Source organism: Jejudonia soesokkakensis (genome assembly GCF_042664795.1).
Taxonomy (GTDB): domain Bacteria; phylum Bacteroidota; class Bacteroidia; order Flavobacteriales; family Flavobacteriaceae; genus Jejudonia; species Jejudonia soesokkakensis.
Map to the genome: position 1 here is coordinate 23355 of NZ_JBHTBN010000006.1, position 26923 is coordinate 50277.

18 protein-coding genes are annotated in these 26923 nt (G+C 37.3%); 13 read left to right on the forward strand and 5 right to left on the reverse strand.

Annotation, left to right across the window (positions count from 1 at the left end; all coding sequences use genetic code 11):
- The first annotated feature begins 76 nt into the window (after positions 1-76).
- The gene (trxB, locus tag ACFQO1_RS11310; protein WP_380218202.1) at positions 77-1039 is read left to right on the forward strand and encodes a thioredoxin-disulfide reductase; all 963 of its coding nucleotides are present in this window, start codon (positions 77-79) and stop codon (positions 1037-1039) included.
- A gap of 74 nt (positions 1040-1113) precedes the next feature.
- On the opposite strand, the gene ACFQO1_RS11315 is transcribed toward trxB, so the two are convergent.
- Positions 1114-1542 carry an organic hydroperoxide resistance protein gene (locus ACFQO1_RS11315; RefSeq protein WP_380218204.1) on the reverse strand — a complete coding sequence of 143 codons (429 nt, stop codon included), beginning with the start codon at positions 1540-1542 and terminating at the stop codon, positions 1114-1116.
- A 90-nt stretch (positions 1543-1632) separates the two neighbouring features.
- Here ACFQO1_RS11315 and meaB point away from each other — a divergent pair, with 90 nt between their 5' ends.
- Positions 1633-2712, forward strand: a complete 1080-nt coding sequence (meaB, locus tag ACFQO1_RS11320; protein ID WP_380218206.1) for a methylmalonyl Co-A mutase-associated GTPase MeaB — start codon at positions 1633-1635, stop codon at positions 2710-2712.
- Here meaB and ACFQO1_RS11325 read toward each other — a convergent pair whose 3' ends face one another.
- A complete protein-coding gene (locus ACFQO1_RS11325; RefSeq protein WP_380218208.1) occupies positions 2713-3654 on the reverse strand; it encodes an NAD-dependent epimerase/dehydratase family protein in 942 nt (313 codons plus the stop codon).
- Between the two features lie 107 nt (positions 3655-3761).
- On the opposite strand from ACFQO1_RS11325, the gene ACFQO1_RS11330 reads away from it, so the two are divergent.
- Genes ACFQO1_RS11330 through ACFQO1_RS11340 form a run of 3 tightly spaced genes read left to right on the forward strand, consistent with a single transcriptional unit; the run spans position 3762 to position 6725 of the window.
- Entirely contained in the window at positions 3762-4472 is a 711-nt protein-coding gene (locus ACFQO1_RS11330; protein ID WP_380218210.1) for a glycosyltransferase family 2 protein, read from the forward strand.
- The gene (locus tag ACFQO1_RS11335) at positions 4469-5101 is read left to right on the forward strand and encodes a lipid-A-disaccharide synthase N-terminal domain-containing protein (protein ID WP_380218212.1); all 633 of its coding nucleotides are present in this window, start codon (positions 4469-4471) and stop codon (positions 5099-5101) included. Before ACFQO1_RS11330 ends, ACFQO1_RS11335 begins: the two co-directional genes overlap by 4 nt.
- A complete protein-coding gene (locus ACFQO1_RS11340; protein WP_380218214.1) occupies positions 5088-6725 on the forward strand; it encodes an ArnT family glycosyltransferase in 1638 nt (545 codons plus the stop codon). The genes ACFQO1_RS11335 and ACFQO1_RS11340 overlap by 14 nt, the downstream gene beginning before the upstream one ends.
- Before the next feature lie 19 nt (positions 6726-6744).
- Here the strand turns inward: ACFQO1_RS11340 and ACFQO1_RS11345 are convergent, their stop codons facing one another.
- The 3 genes from ACFQO1_RS11345 to ACFQO1_RS11355 form a co-directional block, all read right to left on the reverse strand.
- Positions 6745-7311, reverse strand: a complete 567-nt coding sequence (locus ACFQO1_RS11345) for a phosphatase PAP2 family protein (RefSeq protein ID WP_380218216.1) — start codon at positions 7309-7311, stop codon at positions 6745-6747.
- Positions 7304-7534, reverse strand: coding sequence for a hypothetical protein (locus tag ACFQO1_RS11350; protein WP_380218218.1), 231 nt, complete (start codon positions 7532-7534; stop codon positions 7304-7306). The genes ACFQO1_RS11345 and ACFQO1_RS11350 overlap by 8 nt, the downstream gene beginning before the upstream one ends.
- A gap of 68 nt (positions 7535-7602) precedes the next feature.
- The gene (locus ACFQO1_RS11355) at positions 7603-8058 is read right to left on the reverse strand and encodes a DUF4442 domain-containing protein (protein WP_380218220.1); all 456 of its coding nucleotides are present in this window, start codon (positions 8056-8058) and stop codon (positions 7603-7605) included.
- 132 nt (positions 8059-8190) lie between these two features.
- On the opposite strand from ACFQO1_RS11355, the gene ACFQO1_RS11360 reads away from it, so the two are divergent.
- The 8 genes from ACFQO1_RS11360 to ACFQO1_RS11395 all read left to right on the forward strand — a co-directional run bounded on the left by ACFQO1_RS11360 (position 8191) and on the right by ACFQO1_RS11395 (position 26897).
- A complete protein-coding gene (locus ACFQO1_RS11360) occupies positions 8191-8688 on the forward strand; it encodes a DUF4870 domain-containing protein (RefSeq protein WP_380218222.1) in 498 nt (165 codons plus the stop codon).
- Between the two features lie 6 nt (positions 8689-8694).
- Positions 8695-8886, forward strand: coding sequence for a hypothetical protein (locus tag ACFQO1_RS11365; protein ID WP_380218224.1), 192 nt, complete (start codon positions 8695-8697; stop codon positions 8884-8886).
- Between the two features lie 10 nt (positions 8887-8896).
- The gene (locus ACFQO1_RS11370) at positions 8897-9235 is read left to right on the forward strand and encodes a PadR family transcriptional regulator (protein WP_380218226.1); all 339 of its coding nucleotides are present in this window, start codon (positions 8897-8899) and stop codon (positions 9233-9235) included.
- On the forward strand, positions 9232-10995 hold the full coding sequence (locus tag ACFQO1_RS11375; RefSeq protein ID WP_380218228.1) for a PspC domain-containing protein: 1764 nt from the start codon (positions 9232-9234) through the stop codon (positions 10993-10995). The genes ACFQO1_RS11370 and ACFQO1_RS11375 overlap by 4 nt, the downstream gene beginning before the upstream one ends.
- Positions 10982-11704 carry a head GIN domain-containing protein gene (locus ACFQO1_RS11380; RefSeq protein WP_380218230.1) on the forward strand — a complete coding sequence of 241 codons (723 nt, stop codon included), beginning with the start codon at positions 10982-10984 and terminating at the stop codon, positions 11702-11704. Before ACFQO1_RS11375 ends, ACFQO1_RS11380 begins: the two co-directional genes overlap by 14 nt.
- Positions 11705-11861: 157 nt before the next feature.
- A complete protein-coding gene (locus ACFQO1_RS11385; RefSeq protein ID WP_380218232.1) occupies positions 11862-14879 on the forward strand; it encodes a sensor histidine kinase in 3018 nt (1005 codons plus the stop codon).
- On the forward strand, positions 14876-15517 hold the full coding sequence (locus ACFQO1_RS11390; protein ID WP_380218234.1) for a response regulator: 642 nt from the start codon (positions 14876-14878) through the stop codon (positions 15515-15517). The genes ACFQO1_RS11385 and ACFQO1_RS11390 overlap by 4 nt, the downstream gene beginning before the upstream one ends.
- A 241-nt stretch (positions 15518-15758) precedes the next feature.
- A complete protein-coding gene (locus tag ACFQO1_RS11395; protein ID WP_380218236.1) occupies positions 15759-26897 on the forward strand; it encodes an HYR domain-containing protein in 11139 nt (3712 codons plus the stop codon).
- Positions 26898-26923 lie beyond the last annotated feature (26 nt).

Below are 26923 nucleotides of genomic sequence, written 5' to 3' on the forward strand. Positions count from 1 at the left end.
GAAAACTTAATAACTTTTTTACATTGCTTCGATTCAAAGTTCCTATTTTTACAATTTAATATTTACACTAGTTATTATGTCTGAAACCATCGAAAGAATAAAATGTTTAATTATAGGTTCTGGTCCCGCAGGATATACGGCGGCTATATACGCAGCAAGAGCAGATCTTAAGCCTATTATGTATACGGGAATGGAACCAGGGGGACAATTGACAACGACTACAGAAGTCGATAATTTTCCAGGGTATCCTGAAGGAATTGACGGTCCAACAATGATGATTCAGTTGCAACAACAAGCCGAACGTTTTGGAACGGAGGTAAGAATTGGAATGGTCACCGCAGTAGATTTTAGTGATGAAGTAGGAGGGCTCCACAAAATAACGGTAGATAATAATACACAGTTGGAAGCTGAAACGGTAATCATTTCAACAGGGGCAACAGCAAAATATTTGGGATTACCGAGTGAGCAAAAATTACGTGGTGGCGGAGTATCAGCATGTGCTGTTTGTGATGGGTTTTTTTACAAAGGTCAGGATGTCGCAATTGTTGGTGGAGGAGATACTGCAGCCGAAGAAGCTACTTACCTTGCCAATATCTGTAATAAAGTAACTATGTTGGTTCGAAAAGATGAAATGAAAGCTTCTAAAGCAATGCAACATCGCGTTACTGGTACAAAAAATATTGATCTACGCTACAATACCGAAGTTGATGAAGTATTAGGTGATATGGTGGTAGAAGGCCTTAGAATGAAGAATAATCAGACGGGAGAGAAAGAAGAAATTGAAATCACCGGACTTTTTATTGCCATTGGTCATAAACCCAATACGGATATTTTTAAAGGTCAATTAAAAATGGATGCTACCGGATATTTAATAACCGAAGGTAAATCTACTAAAACAAACAAACCAGGTGTTTTCGCAAGCGGAGATGTACAGGATAAAGAATACCGTCAGGCTGTAACTGCTGCAGGTACAGGTTGTATGGCTGCACTGGATGCAGAGCGTTATTTGGCGACCATAGAAACTGAAGTAGAAGCGTAATTTTCACTATAAATCTTCAATTAAAAAAGGGTCTTATTTAAATAAGACCCTTTTTTAATAGTTAAATTGACCGATTATTCATCCAATAATAAATTGAGTGTTACAGTAATGTTGTCTCGGGTTGCTTTACTGAAAGGGCAAACTTCATGCGCCTTTTCAACAAGGTCTTCACCTGTTTCAAGATCAACTCCAGGAATATAACAATCCAATGTGGCTTCTAGGCAAAATCCTTCATCATCTTTACAAAAACCAATAGTTGCAGTCACACTAATATCTTTAGTATCAATCTTAATTTTTTCTGCTTTTGCTACAGCTTCAATAGCACTTCCAAAACATGCTGCATAGGCGCATCCAAATAATTGCTCCGGATTGGTTCCATCACCACCTTCGCCTCCCATAGATTTTGGCGTAGATAAGTTCATATCTATAGGACCATCTGGCGTATGTACGTGTCCTTTTCTAGCTCCTTCTGCAACACAGGTTGCTTCATATAACGTTTTCATTTTCTGTTTTTTTAAGTTGAGAGATTAAAGATACTAGGATTAACAAGCAATCTAAAACCTAGATTCATAAATTTGTCATAAATTCACATAGTGGGAAAACAATCAAAACATAAAAGTGCCTTGCAGAATAAAGAAGGCGTTGATGCTCCAGATACCATAAGTAAAACTGCGGCTTCTCATCTCAAGGAACAACGAAAAAAATCAATTGATATTAATACTTTAATTGCTGCGGTTCTTGAGGGTAACAAAGTAGCGCTTAGTCGCGCCATTACCATTATTGAAAGTATGGCTTCGAAACATCAAGAACAGGCTAAACAACTTATTAAAGGCTGCTTGCCTAAAGCCAATCAAAGTATTCGCATAGGGATTACAGGAGTTCCTGGTGTAGGAAAAAGTACGTTTATTGAAAGTTTTGGAACCCTTCTTATTAAGCGAGGTAAAAAAGTGGCTGTACTGGCAGTAGACCCAAGTAGCACGCTAAGTAAAGGGAGTATTCTGGGAGATAAAACCAGAATGGAATCGCTTGTAAAAGAAGAAAATGCCTTTATTAGGCCTTCGGCTTCTGGTGATTCTCTTGGCGGTGTAGCGCGTAAGACCCGCGAAGCAATAATTTTGTGCGAAGCTGCAGGCTTTGATACCATTTTAATCGAAACGGTAGGCGTTGGACAAAGTGAAACTGCAGTGCATTCGATGACCGATTTCTTTTTATTGCTGAAACTAGCCGGAGCAGGTGATGAGTTACAAGGAATTAAACGTGGTATTATGGAAATGGCAGATGCTATTGTGATCAATAAAGCCGATGGCGAAAACCTAAAAGCTGCAAAAATCGCCAAAACAGAATTTAACAGAGCGCTGCATCTCTATCCACCTAAAGATGGCGGATGGGTACCAAAAACACTGCTGTGTTCTGCTATTCAAAATGAAGGTATCGATAAAATACAAGAGTTAATTTCTGATTTTATTGCTGAAGGAACTACAAAAGGAAATTTTCAGAAAAAGAGAAATGACCAGAATAAATTTTGGTTGCTTCAGACGATCGAAAACCGATTAAAAAGTGATTTTTTTTCTTCCGAAGTTATTCAGAAGGAATTAAAAATTCAGGTAGCAAAAATCGAATCCCAAGAGACAACTCCATTTGAAGCTGCAGAAACTATTTTAGAGCTTCGATAATTATTTAAAAGTATCTTGAAACCAAGCTACCTGAGCTTTAAGACCTTCTTCCAAGGTGGTTTGAGGACTATACCCTAGCAATTTTCTAGCTTTATCAATATTTGCTTTTGTTCTGGACTGGTCGCCAGGTCTTGCTGGTTTTCGCTCCATTGTTATTTTGGTTTGTAGAATAGTTTCTACTACTTCAATACCTTTTTGCGTGGTGTTTTCAGTTTCGGAACCAAGGTTAAAGATCTCACCGTTGCAAATGGTTTCTTTTCCAATCACACTAACTACACCATCCACAATGTCTTGTACGTAGGTAAAACTGCGAAGATGTGTGGTGCTTCCTTCAAAAAGAGGGAAAGGTTTATTATTAATGCCACAATCTATTAAACGCGTATATAATTTATCTGGACGCTCCCGTGGGCCATATACAGAATACAATCGTAAGGAGGTTCCTTTTAAAAACCCACGGCGTACATAAGCCAATACTAATTGTTCTGCCGCTAATTTTGTAACTCCATACCAAGAAGCTGGCTTAGGCGGTTCGGTTTCTGGAAATGTAGCTTCCAGACCATAAATGGAGGAAGTGGCAATATTCACAAAAAACGGCTTGTTGTCAAGAGTCTCTATTACATCCAGCATTCGCTGGGTGCCTATAAAATTATTGGTAAAATAATCCTCAAACGTGCTTTTAACAGCAATTCCGGGTTGTGCAGCGAAGTGAAATATATAGTCGATATCTTCCGTAATATGGATGGAAAGATCGTCGTTCCGAAGGTCTAGATTTGCTACTACAACACCCACATCCTGCAATGCTTTGGCATTTAACTGTTTTAAATATACATCGTAATAAGAAGAAAAATTATCTACCCCTACTACCTCGTGTCCCATCTTTGCTAAACGTTCACATGTGTGTGAGCCAATGAAACCTGCAGCTCCTGTGATAAGAATTTTCATACATCTAATTTGCGACTACAAAGTAACATCTTTTTAAGTGATTTTTTAAATTGGGTTTCATTGATAAAAAAAGAAATACTTTTGCAGCAGAAACCTATACCAACTTTATGTACGATTTCACCATTATAGTTCCCGTGTACAACGAAGAGGAAAATCTAGAACGTGTTGAAAAAGAATTACTTGCCTATATTGCTATTGCAACTAAGAAAACTTCGATTCTTTTTGTCAATGATGGCTCCAAAGATAAAAGTCAGGAATTGATCGAAGCAATTTGTCAGCGTAATGAAGCATTTAATTTTATAAATTTTGAAGCAAATAGAGGGCTAAGTGCAGCTATAAAAGCAGGATTTGATCATGTAGAAGCTCCATTAGTTGGGTATATTGATAGTGATCTTCAAACGGCTCCCGAAGACTTCAATTTATTGCTACAGCATATAGGGGAATACGATCTGGTTACAGGAGTTCGTGCCAATAGAAAAGATAGTTTTGTAAAAAATATATCATCTACTATCGCCAACGGAATTCGTCGTGCTTTTACCAGTGATGGAATGGACGATACAGGTTGCCCGCTAAAAGTAATTAAGTCCGACTATGCAAAGCGCATCCCAATGTTTAAGGGGTTGCATCGGTTTTTACCAGCGATGATCTTATTACAGGAAGGAAAAGTGTTACAAGTGCCAGTACAGCATTTTCCACGGGTGGCAGGCACTGCAAAGTTTGGAGTCTGGAACCGATTGTTAGGCCCTTTGATGGATTGTTTTGCGTACCTCTGGATGAAAAAAAAATATATTAACTATACTGTGAAAAGTAAAGGATGAGTGACTGGATGGTCTATAGTATTGGGTTCTTAGCTCAAATTCTGTTTTCCGGGAGATTGTTATTACAGTGGATTCTTTCAGAAAAAAATAAACGGGTCATTACCCCTAGTGTTTTTTGGAAATTAAGTCTGCTGGCTTCATTTTTGTTGTTTGTGTATGGATACCTTAGAGATGATTTTGCCATAATGTTAGGGCAGGCATTGACCTATTATATCTACATTAGGAATTTACAGTTACAGGGAGAGTGGCAAAAAGCACATAAAATCATACAGGTATTCTTATTGGTTTTCCCAGTGATCATTGTGATTTACGGATTTAATAACGGTGCCTACGATGCTCAAGAACTTTTTAACAATGCGAGTATTCCTATGTGGCTATTTTTGTTGGGAATAATCTCACAGGTACTTTTTACGCTTCGGTTTATCTACCAATGGATGTATTCTGAAAAAACAAAAACCTCTCAATTGCCTGTCGGTTTCTGGCGGATGAGCGTATTAGGAGCCTCATTGATCTTGACCTATGCTATCTTTAGAGAAGATCCTGTGTTGTTCATAGGGCACGTTTCTGGACTCATTATTTATATCCGGAATATCTTTATCTGGAAAAAACAACACAATGCAGGCACTTAAACATAATCATTGGTTCTGGCTAATCCTGGCATGCATCGCAATCTTTTGTATGCATTTAGATGTGTTGCACGTAAACATCATGGAAGCACGTAATTTTATAACTGCCCGTGAAATGCTACAGGACGATCACTGGTTGTTGACAACTATGAACGGCGAGCCGCGCTATAACAAACCACCACTTCCAACCTGGATAACAGCAATTTCGGGGATGCTTTTCGGGCTAAACTCTATAGCGGGCTTACGACTTCCTGCTGCTCTTATGGGAATGCTACTTGTACTTACAACCTATAGGTTTGCTAAAAAAGTTTTTAATAATGCAAAACTTGCTTTTGTAGGTGGCTTAATTCTGGCAACTTCTTTTTATGTTGTTTCGGCAAGTAGGGATGCCAATTGGGACATATTTACGCATGCTTTTATGATGGTGTGTATTTATCAATTGTTTCTTTTTTTTACCGAAGATGCTAAAAAATACCTACGGGCTCTTATCGCCGGACTGTTTTTTGGTCTTGCGTTTATGAGTAAAGGACCAGTTTCGTTATATGCATTATTACTACCCTTTATAATCGCTTTTGGAGTGGTTTTTAAGTACACGAATTTAAAATCACGCCTACTTCCATTGCTTTTATTTTTGGTCGTTGGAAGTATAGTATCAGGCTGGTGGTATGGGTATACCTATTTGTATGATGCCGAAACGGTAGCAGCTATCAATGCCAAAGAAGCAGCTAACTGGACGGGGTATAATGTACGACCCTTTTACTATTACTGGAGTTTCTTTACACAAAGTGGAATCTGGACAATTCCAGCTTTTGTCAGTTTACTATATCCGTATCTCAAAAACAGAGTGAGTGATAAAAAAGGATATCTTTTTACGTTTTTATGGACTATGGCTTCGGTTGTGTTATTGTCTTTAATTCCTGAAAAAAAATCAAGATACTTATTGCCAGTGCTCATTCCGTTGGCTTTAAATACAGCCTATTATATGGATTATATATTCCGAAGATTTTCTGAAATAACTAATAAAAAAGAAACTGTTCCTATCTATATTCACTTCGGAATTGTTGCTGCTATCGGGATTGGTTTTCCTGTAGGAGGTTACTTTTTTCTAAAAGAACATCTTGCTGGAAATATTATTTGGTTCGTCTTACTATGCGCTAGTTTGCTGATTATTGGTAGTTATATTCTGATCTATTTACGTCGAAAACAAATAGAGCCTGTCTTCTATTTGACCATCTGTTTTATTGCGGCTATTGTCACTTTTGGAATGCCTATGGCGAGAGCTTTTACGGTAAATCCTGAGTACACCTCATTTTCAGCATTAAGTACTTGGCAAACCGCAGAAGCAGTTAAGGTTTTTGAATTTACAGATATGTCGCCAGAGTTGGTGTGGGAATATGGGAAACCACTTCCTATAATAAAAAATGACGTCACTCAAGTGCTAGAAATACCTTCAGAAAATAGGTTTGGCGTATTAGTAGCCGAACGGGATCAAGAACTATTTGAAGAAACATTTAAAGAATTTTCCGTAGAAAAAATAAGGCGCTACGATATGAATCCACAGCCGGCTTCAAGCAATTCACATAAAACTAGATTGTGGCGGGACTTGTTTCTGGTCGAAAGGAAATAGGTTCCATATAAAGGAAACCTTAGCCAATAAACTTTCGTTGTGCCCAACGATTTAGAAGAAAAACCAGAAAACCAAAAATGGCTCCAAAAAACATTCCTGTGATGACATCCAACGGATAATGAACCCCTAAGTAAATACGACTGTATCCGATTACTACAGCCCAGAAAAGGAGTAGGAAAGGGAGATATTTATACCTGGATTTTAAAAGTAAACCTATAAAAACGGCTGCTGCCATCGAACTTGCGGCATGTGCAGAAAAATAACCGAAACGTCCGCAACGCTCAGCTACAAAACGGATTGTAGTCTGTAAACTTTCTACTCTGCAAGGGCGCGGTCTTGCGATACCGTATTTAAATAGATTGGCTAGCTGATCTGTAGCTGTAATCATAAAGGCAGCTACAACCATAACAATAAGAGTTCCTTTTACTCCAAATTTTTTATACACCAGATAAAGTAACATAGCATATAGTGGAATAGAAGAGAGTTTGTGGGTCACTACGTTCCAAAATCCGTCCCAGGATGTGTTTCCTAATCCGTTGAGGAATAAAAAAAGTTGTTCGTCATATTTGAGTAATTCCTCAATCATCTTCGTAGCGTGCTACTTCTCTGTCGTAAAAATCTGTGGCTTCCTTGATATAATTTTCGGTCTCACTTTCCAGTTCTTTCTGGTCGTGATTGTCAAATTCTTCCAACCATTCTACTTCATCATTTTGAAGATTAATAATAAAACGAGGAAATTCGGTATGAATCACAAAAACCGCATCTGGGAAATCTGTATTGTCGCCTAATAAATATTTTGGAAAATCCATTAAAGAAGTTTAAAATTTAAAGGTTGTAAGTTACAAGTTAATTTGTAATATTTTTCACGTTTCACGTTTCACGACTTTTTCTTCACCGTCCACTCAAACTCAAATGTGGAAACCACATCACCTTGCTCATCGACTCCTTGAGATTTCATCCAGCAAGTTTGTCCGTCGCCGGTCTCAATGGTCCTGTCAATAGCTTCTTTAATTGCAAGTCCGTCATGACAACTAAAAGTAATCCTACCTGTTGCTTTTTTAGAAAAATTAGCTTTATTATTGGCAACCAACATAGAAACTTTCGCATTCTTTTCTTTTATACAAGACATGACCAGAGCCCCTGTAGATAGTTCTGCAGCCATCGCTTGTACAGCAAAATATAAGGAATTAAATGGATTTTGATTGATCCATTTGTGTTTTACGGAAGTAGTGCAAGTAATTTCAGAAATGGTTTTTACCCGTACTCCAGAAAAATAACAAGAGGGTAACTTAAATAATAGAAAACTATTGATTTTGCTTACTGGTATTGGCATAAGAGCGATTTTTTGGCGAAGATACATCAAGATAGAACACCATCCAATTCTTAAATAAATGTTAAATTTTAGTACTATGCGTAACATAATACCTTTTAAAAGACATATATTTGTATAAGCAATTAATCAATCATGGAAAACCAATCAATCAAAACACCCTTAGAGATTTCAGAAAATGAAAAGAATGTGAGTGCCTTTATTCATCTTTCTACTTTTTTAAAATATTTTATTCCCTTAGGGAATTTTATGGGTCCAATCATTCTTTGGCAAGTAAATAAGGATAAAGATTTTATAGATACCAATGGACGTGCAGCGATTAATTTTCAGCTAAGCATTTTTGTATATACACTTATTATATGCTTTTTGTGTTTGCCGTTCTTCGCTATTTTCGTTACAGACTTTGTTTCACTTATTGAATCAATAGAACACCATACGGATGCTATTAGAGTAAATGAGATCGAAAATTTGGCAGGATATATTATGGTAGCAGTAGTTGTCGCCTTGTTGTTCTTCGGGCTTTTTCTTTTAGAACTCTATGCTGTTATTAATGCTGCAATGCACGCCTCAAAAGGAAAAGAATATCGCTATCCTTTTTGTATCAACTTTTTTAAACGAGCCACATTAAATTAATTAACTATGACCACCATTATAAAATTTATTATTGCTACGGTTCTTGGCATCCTTGGAAAAGAAGTGCCTCCAGACTATCACACTGAGCAGTCTTCAGAGATAGTGAATTGCATACAGCAAACAGAACATGCGTACCTTATCAATACGCTGGATTTTATCAATCAATCAAAAAGCGAACATGACGTTCAAAAAAATTAATACACACTAAATGAAAATTGAAAACACAAAAGCGCAAATGCGTAAAGGGGTGCTGGAGTACTGTATTCTTTCTATTTTAAAAGATGGAGAGGCCTATACTAGTGATATCCTAGACACTTTAAAGGACGCAAAAATGCTTGTCGTAGAAGGAACTATATATCCGCTATTGACCCGCTTAAAAAATGCTGGATTACTATCTTATAGATGGGAAGAAAGCACTAGCGGGCCGCCACGCAAGTATTATGACCTTACCGAAACCGGAAAACTATTTTTAAAAGAATTAGACACTACCTGGAGTGATTTGCAAAAGGCAGTAAACAGAGTAACAAGCGAAACAACTAAAAAATGAAAAAGACAGTAAATATAAATCTGGCAGGGACATTTTTCCACATCGATGAAGATGCCTTCGGAAAATTACAAAGGTACCTTCAAGCCATCAAACGATCCTTAACCGAACCTCAGGGAAGTGATGAGATTATGCGGGATATAGAAGCTCGTATTGCAGAACTTTTTTCAGAGAAGGTAGAAACAACATCACAGGTGATTAGTCTTAAAGAACTGGATGAAGTGATTGCAGTCATGGGACAACCTGAAGACTATTCGGTAGATGAAGAATTATTTGAAGAAACTCCTCCGGCAGCATCGCATCATAGAAGATATGATACTTCGTATAAGCAACTCTTCAGAGACGTTGACAATAAGTTCATCTCAGGAGTATCATCAGGATTAGCACACTATTTACGTATTGATGCTTTATGGGTACGATTAATCTGGATCCTCTTAACTTTTATTACGAGCGGTCTAGCTATACCAGTCTATATCCTTATGTGGATTTTAGTGCCAGCAGCGGTAACGACCTCAGATAAGTTAAAAATGACAGGAGAACCAATTAATATCTCTAACATTGAAAAAAAGTTTAAAGAAGGATATGAAAGTGTTGCAGACAAGGTAAAGAATGCAGACTATGACAAATACGGGCAAAAAGTAAAAAGCGGAGCATCTGGTTTTTTTAGTGGGCTTGGTAATGTCCTTCTAGTAGTATTAAAAATATTTGTCAAATTATTTGGACTCTTTTTAATTTTCGTAGCAATTAGCGTCTTACTTGGTCTTGTAGTTGGTCTATTTACACTAGGATCGTTAGATTTATGGGGAAGTGGCGAAGTGATGGATTATGTTTCAGCCGTTATAGAAACGAGCACGACTCCTGTCTGGCTCATCTCACTATTAGCCTTTCTTGCTATAAGTATTCCGTTTTTTGCACTCTTAATTCTGGGATTAAAAATTATGTTCAATAATTTAAAATCTATTGGGACACCTGCTAAAATAATATTGGCTGTGCTTTGGTTCTTAAGTATCATAGGGATCCTCATTTTTGGAGTGAGAATGACCACAGAGAAAGCGTATGATAATTCGGTAATTTCAGAAAGAACGCTAAATATAAAAGCAGGTGATACGCTTACCTTGTATATGAATGCTAATAAATTGTATGACAATGAGGTATATCGCAATAGCGGATTCGAAATTAAATACAATGATGCTGAAGATAAAGTCATTTACTCAAACGATATTAGGCTAATTGTAAAATCAACACGTGATAGCATTGCAAAACTTTCCGTAGAGAAATTAGCCGAAGGCAACAGCTTTTTAAATGCTAAGAAGAGAGCCGAAGCTATTGATTATACCTATAGTTTTGAGAATAATTCCTTACGTCTTGACGGCTACTTTATTACCGATCTGGAAAATAGATTTCGCGATCAAGAAGTTGAAATAATAGTGTACTTGCCTATTGGGACGGTTCTATTTGCCGACAGTACTACAAAGTCCTTTCATAGAAATTACAGTAGTTCTGGAGATATTTTAAATGTGGGCGATGAAGAGTACCATTTATTAATTCTCGATAAGGAAACTCAGTGTCTGGATTGCCCCGAATCTGAAGAAGTTGAAGAGAATACAGAGGCTTCGGAAAGCGATGCAGACCCTGAAAATACAACTCAAAATCAAACCTGGGAGCAAGAAGTAGAATCTAGCTTTGACGATGACACTACTTCGGAAGCTTCCGCAGTAAAAGATACCTTAACCATAAAAACTGAAACCAATGAGAACATATAGCATCCTTATTGCCTTTGTAGCTATTGCTACGTTAAGTAGTTGCAACTTTGATATAAATTTGGGAAGTGTAGATGGCGACGGAAACGTTACCACAGAAACCAGAATCCAAGGAGAAGCATTTGACGAAATAAAATCCGCAGCCGGCATAGAAGTTTTTCTTGTAGAAGGAACTGAAACCAAAGTGGAAATAGAGGCAGATCAGAATCTGCAAGAAATTATTTCTACCCGAATAGAAAACGGAAAACTTACGATTAAAGCCGAAGAAAACATAGGAAGATCAAAAGCTAAAAAGGCGTATGTAACGTTTACTTCCTTACGAGGTATTTATGCCTCTAGCGGAAGTGAAATTTCCAGCAATAGTGTCATGAAAGCTGAAACACTAGATATTGACGCTTCCAGTGGAGCCGACATTGAACTGGAAGTATTTTCTAAAACGATACGTGCAGAAGCGAGTAGTGGTGCAGACATAGTTCTAACAGGGAAAGCTAGTGACCTCGATGCAGACGCGTCCAGTGGCAGTGATATCGATGCAAAAGAATTAGTTGTCATTTCCTGCGTGGCTGAAGCTTCTAGCGGAGCAGACATTACTGTTAACGTAAAAGATAAATTAAATGCCAGAGCCAGTAGTGGTGGGGATATTAATTACTACGGAAACCCAACTGCGGTTACTAATAATAGCAGTAGGTCTGGCAATGTAGAAAAGATGTAAAAAGAGTACAACGAAGCTATCGGCTAACCAACCTTTACAACCCAAAACATTTGTTTTGGGTTTTTTATTACATAATTTTAAATAAAAAAGTTGCTTTACCATTTAATCCTAAGATTTTTTGATGCCGACTTTTCATGCTGTATCTTTCTAGCATCTTATGAACAAATTTTTACTTTGTAACAGAGTTGTCCTACCCATTTTCTTACTGATGATGATTTTTTCGTATGCTCAAAACAATAAAATTTATCATGAAAGTATCACAAGCCGTGACGGTCTGGAGATAGATATTGTTCGGAGTATGGAATTTGATAACGATGGCTTTCTCTGGCTAGGAGGGGAGAGTTTAGCGGTACGAACGATTATTAATTCGACAAAGAAAAATAGGCTGCAACGCTATAATGGAAATACTTTTCATACGATAGATTTTCCAGCCGAATATGAAAGAATAAGAAAAGTAAATCATTTTTTTAAAAGAAGCGATGGTAAATTTTATATTCACACAAATGAAGCTATAAATTTTTTATTTGATCCGGTTACGACAAAATTTACTAAGATTAGTTTCACTGGATTTAATAAAAAAGTGACCGGAAGCTCCTTAGTTTTTGCCTATAAAGGAAACAATTATCTACTGCTTCAGAGTGATAGAGAAATTTATATGTGTGTACTAAAGGATGACCTCAGTGTAGAAATACTGTATAGTTTTAATAGCGACGTGACTAATTATTTGGTAGGGCCTAAAACGGCTATTATTCCCTTTAGGGATTTTTGCCTTATTTCAGACACGAGTTTTCCAATTCACTATATTGACTGGAACGGCAGGGTTTTAAAAAAATTTTCAGGAGAGAAATTTATTAAAAAAATTGGCAACACTTATGAAAAATATTTTATTGACTCGTACTTCAAAAACAATGATCAGCATTATGTGTTTTTAGGTAATAATCCTACCTTACATTATGTCGATTCTATAGCTATGGAGGTTCGGCCAGCTCCTTTTCGAAACAATAGGTTGTTGCATCAAAATCTTTCAAATTTTGTGGACAAGTTTGATAACGAAATGATCCTAACTGCGACAAACGAAGATTTAGAGATAGCAACGATAGAAAACAATACAATCAATTCTAAAACCTATGCTGGTGTTTTTTCAAAAAGTTCGCCCATGCGGATTGCTTCAAAAAACTGTACAGAAGAAGTATGGGTGGGAACTGGTACAGGCGAATTGCATTATTTTAAATTTCCTTCTACAACAGTACAAACATTTTTGAAAGATCATAGCATTCGCACCATTTTCAGAAAACAAAAAAACACATACCTCATTGCTACAGAAACCAAAGGTTGGTTTGAATTCGACACAAAATCAAAAACGGTAAAACCTTATACGATACTCAGGGACAGAGAAAATTTTAAACCTGCCTCTGCACGAAATATTTTTTCGATAAAAGATAAACTATGGAGCAATAGTTCTGGAAGAATCATTGAGATTGATACGATAACGAGAGCCACAAATCTATACAGATATTATCCGGTAATTTCTTTGGAAAAATTAAATGATTCGATTCTAATTTACGGCACCCACAATTTTAATGTTGTCAAATTTAATACACATACAAAAAGGCATACTCCTTTTATAAGTTCAGATTCTCTAAACGTCTACGATCTTGCAATCCATAAAAATAAATTGGTAGGCGCAACAGATAAAGGGATTTTGAAATATGACTTTAAAAGTAAACAAACTCGTTTTATAAATGATTCTACAACACTTTTTAAGGATCCATTTTTTTTAATGGTAGATTACAATGAGGATCATGGCTTTATGTTGGGAAGTCGTACGGGTAATATAATTACACATAATTTTGATACAGAGAGCTTTGAGCTCTTTTATGAGGATTCTTTTAAGGCAGGGATTGCTACAATTTTACCTACTTCTACATCATGGTGGATTAACACCTTTAACGGGTTTGTGTCTTACAATCCTGAAACAAAAGAAGCGCAACGCTTTTCTGTCGAAGACGGATTTAGCGATAATGAATCAAATAGGTATAGTGCAATAAATACCGAAGATGGCATGCTAGTGGGAACTCTTAACGGGCTCAACTATTTTAATGGCCAAGCATTGCAACGTGACATTAGCGAAACATCATTAGTTCTCTTAAAAAGAAAATCCTATAATACAAAGCTCGATAAAATAGAAACCGTATATGATCGAACTCTTTTAGCCAAAAATACTACCATTACTTTACCAGCAGAATTTAAAGATTTAGAAGTAGAGTTTTCACTCACAGATATGGTGACCAAGAATGAGAATTCATATTATTATAAACTCAATAATGCTTCATGGATTTCATTAAACAAAAGACCTCAAATCCGTTTTCAAAATTTAGCTCCTGGAACCTATACACTTACCATTGAAGCTAGAGATTTTTCAGAAAGAGTAGTTGGTAAACCACTTCAATTAAAAATTATTTCTAACAACTTTTTTTATAAAACCTGGTGGTTCATTTGCCTGGTCGTTTTAGGTTTGATCTTATTCACGGCCTATTTAATAAAACAAACACGTTTACGAATTAAGTTGCAAGAGCATTTTTCTGAAGGCCTACTAGACTCTCAAGAAGAAGAGCGCACACGAATCGCAAAAGAGTTGCACGACAGTTTAGGACAGCAACTAACACTGATTAAAAAGACGGCTCAAAAAAATCAACAAGAAGATATTTCAACCCTTTCAAATCTCGCTCTTGAAGAAGTACGTAGCATTTCTCGTGGTTTATATCCTTCAGTTTTAAAACAATTAGGTTTAACCGAAAGTATTGAACAATTGGTGTATGATATTGACGAACAAACTAATCTAAATTTTTATACTGAAATTGCCGATATAGATTCGTATTTTTCAGAAAAAGAAACACTTAGTTACTATCGATTTATACAAGAGAGTTTACATAATATTGTAAAACATGCCGAAGCTTCTTCGGTTTCTATTTTCATTACGAAAAGCAATAGAATGCTTACAACTTTGATTAAAGATAATGGCAAAGGTTTTGAAGTTTCAGAAAAAATAAAACAAAACAGTCTTGGTTTAAAAACAATGACAGAACGAATACGAATTTTGAACGGTACCTTAGCCATCGACTCCAAATTAGGTAAAGGAACAGTTTTATTGGCAGAAATCTCTATAAAAAAATGATACCAGATTCGATACTAGTTGCAGACGATCACCCAATGCTTTTAAAAGGCCTGTGTGATGAACTGAAGGGAAAAAATTATAATGTTATTGGTGCTGCTATTGATGGTGGACAAGCAATAGAATTTATAATAAAAGATGAACCTAATATTGCTATCATTGATATTGAAATGCCTGTGCTTTCTGGTTTTGAGGTTATAAGTGAATCTGTAGCTCACGGAGTTTGTACAAAATTTATCATTCTTACCTCCCATAAAGAAAAAGCTTTTGTATTAAAAGCTAAAAAATTCAATATACAGGGTTATTTGTTAAAGGATGAGCCTTTTACTGAAATTGAAAAATGTATTAAAAGGGTAGCCTCTGGAGCTAGTTATTTTAGCAATTCGTTTGATCATATTTTGAAAACTCAAATTCATCCTGAAATGGAGCGTATACGAAATCTATCACCTTCAGAACGAACGATCACAAAGTTGATAGCGAATGGAAAAACATCAAAAGAAATTTCTGAAGAATTATCGATTTCAATTAGAACGGTCCAAAAACATAGAGCTAATATCATAAAAAAGCTAGAGCTTCCTCCTTCTTCAGATTCGCTACATCAATGGGCCAAAGAAAATATAGAACTTCTTTTTTCTATATAAGAATCTCTATAATTAGCGCTGAAAATCAATAAATTACGTAGGGGTACGTATGTTTTTTTCTCTAAAAACTAACAAAAATCACCTTTTTATAAAGCAGATAAAAAAATATAAAATTCTGTATTTCAGCTTATTAAATATTGCGTTTTTAAATATTGTTCATTAGAGATATTATCTTTCAGGATTTCTTGTTTTTAATTTGTGCCTATGGTAACTTAATAGACCTCAACCAAAACAAGTATCCATGAAAAATTTTACACTTCGAATTGTTTCCTTTTTTTCTTTCTTTTTATTTTTTGTGATTACAAGTCATTCACAAGCAAATTTTACGGCAGATGAGTCTTTTGGAGATACAATTTTACAGATTACAAATATAGATGCGAACATAACTGTTGATAGAGATTCTCCCCCCGGAGGACCTTTATCTCACGTATTTACATTATCGAGTGGCGTTTGGAATGGAACCGATAATGGAACAGTAACAGGTGGTGGGACTGCAACTCTTAAAGTTGAGGCTGCAAATACCTCTCGAATTACCATTAATGATGGTTCGGACTACACCTCTGATCTCACAATGGTTAATACTATTGCAATGTTCAATACTAGGTTTATAATTGATGGAATGAACGATGTCTCATCTACTGCAGCTGCTTCGAATCTAGCATTTAATAATCTTGTAGTAGATGCGACATCAATAAACTTTGTTACAGATATGAATATTGGTTGTTTTATGACCAGTTTTACTGCAACAGGAAATATATCGTTAGCTGGGGTAAATGGAAGTAATAGTTCTATGGGAAACGGGTGTGCTTTTTTGATAATTGATACACCCGCAACAACGACCTTGACAGGAAAAATTGAAGGATTTGGAGGCATAGGATTACTACGCATACAAGGAGGAGGAAATACAATACTAGATATTAATGACCCTAATGCTATTACAGCATTTAGAGAGGTTTCTTTTGGTTTTGGTGAAACTGTTGAGTTGAGAAGAGACACTAAAATCGAATCTTCTATTGATAATATTACGTTTACAGGAGACGTAAACGGTAATTTTAGACTAGATCCAAGAGTTAACAATAACCAATCTGTTTTATTTACAAACGTAGGAAACAGTGTTCCTCTTCAAAAAATAGAAAACCAATCATTCGGAAGTTTTTCATTCACTACTGGAATTGTGAGAACACAACAATCGTTAGAGTTTGATATACCTATATCTATAATAAATGCGGCCACTACTACTACAAGGTTAGAGTCTATTGGTGGTAATATTGTTTTTAACAATGCTTTACGAGGTTTTGGTGCCGAATCTGATTTGGTACTTAATGCTGCAAACATTAATTTCAATGCCACTGCAAATCCTTATACAGGCTTAAGAAATGTTACCGTAAATAATGCACCAGCAACGGTTTCAGCTGTAACATTTAATAATCCTTTTACTGTATTAGGTAATTTTTTAGTAACAGCTACTCAAGTAAATGTAAATGAAAGCTTAATAACAACTTCAAATGGGAATCAGGTTTTTTCAGCATTAGGCGGTGGAAATATCACATTTGGAACAAACGGCAAAATACAATCTGGAGCTACCGGTTCAGTCAACTTAAATGCTACTAGTGGTAGTATTATAAATATTGGTACGAATGCAAAAGTGCAATCACTTACCTTGAATATGGTTGCTTCAGCAGGTATTGGTGCTATCGATCCATTACGAACGCAAGTTTCTAATATAAGATTTAATAACACATTTGACCAAACAAATATAACAAATAATGGACTAGTATTTATTTCAGGTAATTCTAACCTTGGGCAAGGAGGACAACTAGAAGCTGCAGGTAATATAGGTGTAAACGCCAGTGTTTCAGCATCAGAGGATTTTACAATTAATTCTACAAATGGATCACTCACTGTAAATAGTAATGTAACACATTTTGGAATTGGCTTTCCTAGAAACATGTCTTTATTGGCAGACGGAGATATTATTTTTTCAGCAGGTCTGGTTTCATTTAATACTCCTCAAACAGCAGATGAATTAGTGATTACAGCATCAAATGGAATTATAGATAAAACTTCAACAGGAAATTCACCAGTGATTAGTGCTTTTATAGTAAAGCCTACTGCTCAAAATGGAATAGGTGTTACCAACCCGATTACCACGGGTGTAAGCAATATTGTTTTTATTAATACGAATAATGCTGTACAAGTTACAGAGGCAAATGATATAAGCATTGCAGGTCAAAATGGCACAGGACAAACAAATTTCACAACGCTTGCTGGTAACATCGCTTTTAACAATTTTAATAGCATTAGCGGTATTGAAACTAACGGCCCCATCACATTAAATGCTTCAGGTTTTATTAGAGGAAACGTCCCGTCAGGACTTAATGTTTCTGGAACAAATCTAAGCATGACCGCTGCCAACGGTATAGGAAACAATAATCCAATTGAAACCAATGTTGATGCAATAACATATTTAAATACAACGAGTAACAGAGTACAAATTATCGAAGCAGATGGAGCAACAATTACTGGATCAGATACGGCATCTGGTGCTTTTGATGATGTTAGAGCAACGACAGGTAACATTGATGTGATTGCACCGGGTATAAGCTCAGCATCTCTTCTTTTTCTAGGTGTTGCATCTGGTAACAATGTTACTACACCATTGGGAATACCTACGAGTGCAATTTTTTCGGCAACCAATGAAACACAACTAGGAGGAGGATTGCAACCTGGAGGGAATGCAATTGGTGTAACAAATGTTCAAGGAAATTTAAGACTTAATGCGATTCCTGTTGCGATTGCTATAAACGATAATGATGCTAGCGGTAGTTCGGCGGGTATAGATTATGATGCTATTACATCTACAGGTACTGTAACTTTAGGAACATCACCCACTCAAGCTACATTAACAGTAACAGATTTAGGGTCCACAGCGCTGGGTTCCGAAATTTTAACTATTATTTCGGCGGCTTCAGTTTCTGGAACGTTTGCAGGTTTGCCAGATGGTGCAACGATTTCAGTGGGAAGCAATACCTTTGTAATCAACTACACAGCAAATACTGTTACGCTTACGTTACAAGAAAATATATTCGTTTCTGGTGGCAACCTGATCATTCAAGATATTGGCAATATAGATGATGATTTAACCATAGTAATCGATGATACGAACTATCGTATTAGTGATGCCAATAATTCGCTGGTTGGAGGTAATGGTACGACCATAGATGGTTCAGATATTCTAGTTCCTATTGCTTCGATTACAGGGAATACTATTTTGGTAGATACAAAAGGTGGAGACGACAATTTTACAGTTGATTTTTCTGGCGGAAACTTTAACGATGCAATTACCTACAATGGAGGCACACAAGTTAATGGCGATGCGATGGCACTAATAGGAGGTGGAACTTTTGCTAGCCAGATTTTTACGTTTACTAATGAGAATGATGGAAACGTATCTGTTTCAGGAAATCAAGATATAACTTATACGGGACTAGAACCAATTACCTCAACGATTAATGCTCAACAAGTTAGATTAGACTATAGCAACACATCTGAAACAATTACAATAACAGATGCTGGAGCAGGACAAACAACAGTAGATAGTGATGTAGGTGGAGAAATAGTTACGTTCAATAATCCAACGATGTTTTTCAGAATAGAAGCTGGTGATGTAGGTGTAAATACATTTAATTTTAATTCGTTAGCTGCTAATTTTCCTGCAAATATTGCTTTTGTAGGAGGGGATGGCGGTGATATCATAAACATGAATGGTGCGATGGATCTTTCCGCAGACAAGGTATTAAACCTAAACGCACGGACCATAAATTTCCCTAATGCAACTTCTACTATTACAGCTCGAGGTACAGGATCTCTAACGATTGTAGCTACAGATAATATTACAATGCCTAATGGCTTTATTACTTCGGAAAATGGAGATATTTCAATTCGCGGGAATGGTAACGATGCTGCAACCATAGGAAACTTTACAGGAATAGCAATGAGTAACTCTATTACTACAACAGGGAGTGGAAGTATTTTTCTTAGAGGAAGAGGACTTAGTGATGACGGTTCACATTCAAGTAGGTTTGGAATCCTAATACAGCCAGGATCTACAATTGAGGCCACTGGAACTGGTGGAATAAATGTAAGCGGTTTGGGCGGAATTGGAATGAATGCCAACAGAGGTATTGAAGTTAGAGGACCAAATACCACAATTCGAACCGTAGATGGAACACTTGAATTTTTTGCGAGGGGTAGAGGAACTGGTAATAATAATTATGGAATGCGTCTTTTAAATGCTACAGCTGATACTACTGGAGACGGCTTACTCTTTATTAATGCAGCAGGTGCAGACGGAGATTCTGTAAATAATGGGTTACAGATAAATAATACAACACTTCAATCTGTACATGGAAACATGAGTATTACAGCCAATGGCGGTGATGGAACTGGATTTCAAAATCGTGGTTTATTTGCTTTCAATTCTTCTATTATTAGGACGACAGGAACTGGCACTATAACCATTGATGCTATTGGAGGTACAGGAACAAACTTAAATTATGGCCTTCACCTTGCAAATGGAACCACAGTGAGCACTACAAATAGTTCACTAACTATTAATGCGACAGGCGGTAACGGTATGACTGGAAATAGTGGAATTTTTATAGTAGATCCAAATTCTGAGGTGAGTACTGTAAATGGAGCCATAAGTTTAAATGGAATAGGAGGTAATGGTTCTGGAAATGAAAATAATGGAATTAGAATACAAAATGCAGCGGTAGTTAAAGCGTCTGGAACAGGTACAGTCAGTTTTATTGGTAATGCAGGAACTGGAGTAAATGAAAACAAAGGAGTTTATCTTACAGGAACGGGAACTGAAGTAACAACGGCCTCTGGAACACTAGAGATTACGGGAACTGGTAATACTGCCACTACTGGAAATGCAAATTTTGGAATTCATCTTTTTAATAATGCAATCGCAGAAGCAGTAACAAGTGGAGAGATTACTATGAATGGTACTGCTGGATCTGGTACAAATAATAATGAGGGCATAAGAGTTCAAAATATAGGTTCAGTTATTAGAACCAATGGAGGAGGTTTAAATTTAACGGGTACTGGTGGTAATGGATCCACTCAAGCTAATATTGGAGTTTTTCTTCTTAATGGTGGACTAATAGAAGATACAGCAAATGGAGCAATTAACATTACTGGATATGGAGGGGATGGCTCTAATGAAAACAAAGGAATTGTACTTTTTGGAAATTCTTCAATCCTTAGAACCAATGGAGGCGGATTGACCTTAAACGGATTTGCAAGTACTACAGCAATTGGAATTAATAATTCTGGGGTGAGTATTGAGCAAGGAACTGTAACAGATCTTGATGGGGGCGCAATTTTAGTTAATGGTGCTGGAGGTCAAGGTGCTTCAGATAATAATGGAGTTATCTTAATTGGAACAGCATCAAACATTACTTCGACAGATTCAGGAACAATAACTATAAATGGTACAGGAGGAAATGGAACTGGAAATAGTAATACAGGAATTTCAATACAGAGTAGTGCCGTCATAAAAGCCACTGGCTCTGGATCTTTAACTTTAGTAGGAAATGGAGGTACAGGAACCAGTCAGAATAAAGGTGTAGAAATAAATGGTTCAAATACGCAGGTATCTACTACAACAGGAGCCCTAAATATTACTGGGTCAGGTGACATTACTACGACAGGAAGTGCCAACTTTGGTATTCATATTAATAATACCGCATTAGTTGAAACAATAAATACGGGTATAATTACAATGAATGGTACTGGGGGTGCTGGGACTAATAATAACGAAGGGGTAAGGTTTGAAGGTGCAGGGACTATTATTCGATCTAATGGAGGTGGTATGAATCTTACTGGAACAGGGGGTGATGGATCAACTCAAGATAATATAGGTTTATTTCTTTTAAATGGATCCTTGGTTGAAGATACTGCAACTGGTACTTTAAACATAACTGGAACAGGAGGCAACGGAACAAATCAAAATAAAGGAATTGTTCTATTTGGAAACACATCCACCCTAAGAACTAATGGTGGAGGTATGAACCTTAACGGATTTGCAAGCACAACAGCAACAGGGCTTAACAACTCCGGAGTAAGTAATGAAAGAGGAACTATCACAGATTTAAATGGCGGAACGATAACTATTAGTGGCACAGGTGGAGCAGGATCTGGAGAGAATAACGGAATTATTCTTACAGGAAATGCAGGTAATATTACTGCAACTGGAGCAATTAACCTTACCGGAACAGCAGGTACAGGAAGTAGTAGAGGAGTTGGTATTTTAAATAATAATACCACAAAAATTTCAACAGTAGGTGATGTTTTTCTTACTACGGTTTCAGGACCATTTACGACACCTGCAGGAACTTCTACGAACAATTTGATTACTGCAACTAATTTAATTATTAACGGAGAGACACGAACTGGTTTTAATGCAAACGGAATTTTAGCAATAACAGCAGCTACGTTTTTATCTTCTACAGATCAATTAACAATCGATATTAGTGGAAGCACAATCCCAGGGACAGATTATGACCAACTGCAAATTACAGGAGTGGTTGATGTTACAGGTGCTACTTTGAACTTAGTAGACAATATAGCGGGTACTATTCCCGATAATACTGAAATTATAATTATTACAAATGATGGTTCAGACTCCGTAATAGGTCAATTTGTGTCTTCAAACGCAGATGGCTTTAACGGGCAGCGACTACGTATCATTTATGATGCCGGTGATGGTAACGATATAGCAATAATTGTTGGTATCCCTAATGTTGAGGTAGTTGCTGGAGATTTAATCATCAAGGATAATTTAGAAAGAGATGATAATATTACTATTACAATAAATGGTGCGAATTATAGAGTTACAGACCCCGATAATGAGTTGATTGCAGGAGACATGGCAACGCAAGTAGATGCCAATACGGTTGATGTTGCAATAGCTTCAGTCACGGGAGAAATTTTAACAACAACATTAGGAGGAAATGATGATTTTACTCCAGATTTTTCTGGCGGAAACTTTAACGTTCCTATTAATTATGACGGTGGAACAGAATTCGATACCATGGGATTAACAGGAGTGAGCCCAGGCGGAACTTTTGATACTGTAGAACATACATTTGTAAATAATAACGACGGAAGCATCTCAATTTCAGGAAATAGTTTGATAAGCTATGAAGGTTTGGAACCCATTACAGACAATCTCGATGTAGATAATAGAGTATTTACGTTCACAAGCGCTTTAGATGAAAACATTGTCTTAAATGCTGCTGGAACACTAGACAACAGAATAAACTCTAGTGTTGGAGGAGAATTGGTAGACTTTACGAACCCAAATAACTCACTTACCATCAATACTGAAACTGCAGGAGGAGCCGGATTAGATGTTTTGAGTGTTCAAGGATTAAATATTGGTTTTGATGCAAATCTTACTATTAATTCTGGAGATGATGATATCACTGCTTTTGAAGTCAATGATACCAATGTGGGTTCTGGAAATGTGACTGTATTTTCAGATGTTATCTCTGCTTTTGCAACACTTTCGACCACTGGAAATATTGATTTTACTTCACAAGAGGGAATTGGGGTGACTACAGACGGAGTAATTGAGTCTACCAATGGAAACATTACATTTAATGCCGGAATAGCTCCAGAAGTTGGTGACACCTTCAGAGCTATTGTAATTAGTGGAGGTGGGATAGTGCAAACCACAGGTTCAGGTAATATAAATTTGACGGGTACTAGTTTTGGGATAGGAGACTTTTTTAGTGGAATAGAAATGGGCAATGCAGGAACTGTTCAGGCAACTGGAAGTGGTTCAATTTCTCTAGTTGGAAACGGTGCAAATAATGGCACCATAGTCAATGCTGGAATTACAATATTGGACAACTCCACTATAAGGAGTAATGGTGGAGGTATCACGATGAATGGCACTGGTGGAGGAACGCCTGTTGGTGAATTTAATGATGGAATCGCTGCTTTTGATAATGTAATTATTGAAGATATAAATGGTGGTGGTATTTCAATTTCGGGTCAGGCAGGTGACGGCACAGGCATTAAAGCTGGGATTTATTTGGCAGGTCCTAATACATTTGTTAGATCAACAGATGGAACTATTTTATTTAACGGTACAAGTAGTGCTGGTACAGACGATTTAAACGACGGTGTATTAATTGAAGCTGGCGCTGTAGTAGAAGCTACAGGTCTCGGAATGATCACAATAGACGGTATGGGAGGAGCAGGAGTTTCTGAAAACTCTGGTGTTTCCGTTTTTGGTACAGCTACTGTGGTAAGATCAAATGAAGGTACTATTATTATAGACGGCACAGCAGGTGGTAATGAAACTGGTACTCAAAATTACGGAGTATTAATATCTAACGGAGCGCTGGTTCAGAAAAACAATACTGGTGAAATAAGTATTACTGGAACAGGCGGAGCTGGGGTTGCTGAAAATCATGGGATACAAATTAGTGACAGTAGTATTTCTTCTAACACAGGAAATATTTCATTAGATGGTACAGCAGCAACTGCAGATGATATAGGGATTAATTTTTTTACTGAAAATTCTATAGTTAATACCGGCGGTGATGTCACATTAGATGCAACTACGGGTCCTATCGTTACACCAGCTGGCATACCAACAAATACTTTAGTGAGTGGAACAAATGTTATTATAAACGGAGAAGTTTCTTCTGGAAACGATGCTACGGAAGGCTCATTCGCCATAAGCGGAAATACGGCCTTATCTTCAGGTGATGAACTTTCAATAAGTGTCAACGATTTTAATAACTTCGGAAGCGATTACGATCAAATTGCTGTAACAGGAATGGTTGATGTTACAGGTGCAACTTTAACTTTAGTTGATAACACTTCGGAAACAGGTGAGCTCTGTGATGAGATGACCATCATCGTTAATGATGGAGCTGATGCGATTGTCGGAGAATTTGCAGGAGCTGCTGAAGGAACCGACTTAAACTTTAATGGTGAACTTTGGAGAATAAGCTATGTTGGTGGTGATGGAAACGATGTGGTACTAGCATTCAATTCAGGCATGGTAGCCGAGCCTATTTGTATGAATATAACCTTACAATTAGACGCCAATGGTACGCCAATTACAATCACGCCAGCCGATGTGGATGGAGGTACACCTATGGGTTGTGATTTTGACAACCTTAGTATTGATATGGATACCTTTGATTGTTCAAATGTGGGACCAAACAATGTGGTTCTTACTGTGACAGATATCTTCGGAAACACCAATAGTTGCACCGCCATAGTAACTGTTGAAGATAACCTTGCTCCAGTGATCACATGTGCTTCAAGTGATGCTCGCGATACAGATCCAGGGGTTTGTACGTATGATGTTGTAGGGACTGAGTTTGATGCCACTGCAACCGATAACTGTTCAACCTTTACCATCACGAACAACATAAATGGGACAAATACCCTAGCGGGAACAACATTGCCATTGGGAGCTACGGTTATAACTTGGACGGTAGATGATGGCAATGGGCAGATGGATAGTTGTACAACAACTGTTACAGTTGAAGACAATGAAGCACCCACAATTACATGCGCAGATTACTCTCGCAGTACAGACCCTAATGTATGTCAGTACACAGTTGCTGGAACTGAATTTGATTCTACATTTAGTGATAATTGTACTACGGCAATTATTACCAATGATTATAACAATGCTGCCAGTTTAGATGGAGCTGTATTCCCTCAGGGAGACACAGTAGTTACTTGGACGGTAGATGATGGTAATGGTCAAACAGCCACGTGTGTGTCGACAGTTACCATAAACGACATCCAGGCACCAACCATTGGTTGCGTTGGTGACTTTACTGTAAGTACGGGTTCAGATAGTTGTAGTGCGGTGGTTACTTTTGCCACTCCTTCGGTGATTGATAACTGTAGTTCTTTTGGCGATATTACGATTGTTCAAACTGTTGGTATTATGAGTGGAGGTAGTTTTCCAAGAGGGAACAATCTTGTTGGCTTTACAGCGACAGATGCTGCAGGGAACAGTAGTTTTTGTAGTTTTACTGTGATGGTGGTAGATAACACCGCCCCTATTGCTATGTGTCAGGATGCCACTGTGACTCTTGATTCCAATGGAATGGCAACCATTACTGCCGGAACGATTAACAATGGTAGTAGTGACAACTGTAATATTGCCAGTAGTAGCATCGATATTACAAGTTTTACCTGTGATGATATAGGAGCTAATACAGTTACTTTAACGGTAACAGATACAGATGGAAACACAGCTACCTGTAGTGCGATTGTCACAGTGGTAGACAGCACAGCACCAACGGCTATTTGTCAGGACATCACAGTAGCACTAGGAGCTGATGGTACAGTAACCTTAGATGGAAGTTTGATTGATAATGGTAGTAGTGATGTCTGTGGAACAGGCGCATTAACCTTTACCACAGATCCTGCGGTATTAACGTGTACAGACTTAGGACAAAACTTTGTAGATCTGATTGTCACCGATGACAATGGAAATAGTTCAACATGTACTGCAGTGGTAACTGTAGAAGACAACACAGACCCAATTTTAGTGTGTCAGGATACGACTATCGAATTGGGAGCAGATGGAACAGCGACAATTGATCCTATGCAATTGTTAGATATGACCAATCCGTTGGATAACTGTACTCTTGATACGCTCACAGTAGACATTGCCGAAGTAACATGTAATGATGTGGGTGGCAGTATCGATATAACAGTCTTTGCTGCCGATGGCAGTGGAAACTTTTCCTCTTGCGTGGCAACAATTACAGTGGTAGATACGAGCGGACCTGTGTTTGATCAGGCGAGCTTACCGCAGGGACCTCTTACCCGAATGATAGATCCTGCTACAGGCTTCTACAGGCTGGAAGACTTCACTATAGGAGTAAATTCTACAGACAATTGTAGTTTGGGGTTATTGCCAATAGAAGTAAATCAGTTTCCATTTATTGGTACTCCATTAGATGAAGGGACTTATGATATAACTCTTACGGCAATGGATGAGCAGGGCAATGAGACGGACTATGTGTTTGCCCTTATTGTAGAGCCAGCATTGGGAGTGGAAGATACTGCTATAAACCTTTCAACCATAACTATGTATCCTAACCCTGCAAGTGATAGAGTGTTTTTGAGCAATCCTCAGAACATACCGCTAAGGGATGTACAGATCTTTGATTTAACAGGAAGGCTGGTACAGAAGGTAGATCTTTCCGAAGCACTTTCAGAAACGATCATTGATTTGAGCAACCTGCAAAGTGCGACCTACATGTTTATTATCTCAACAGATAAGGTAAGTAGGACAAAGCAGATGATTAAAGAGTAGATTTAGTTAATTTAATTGATAAAGCC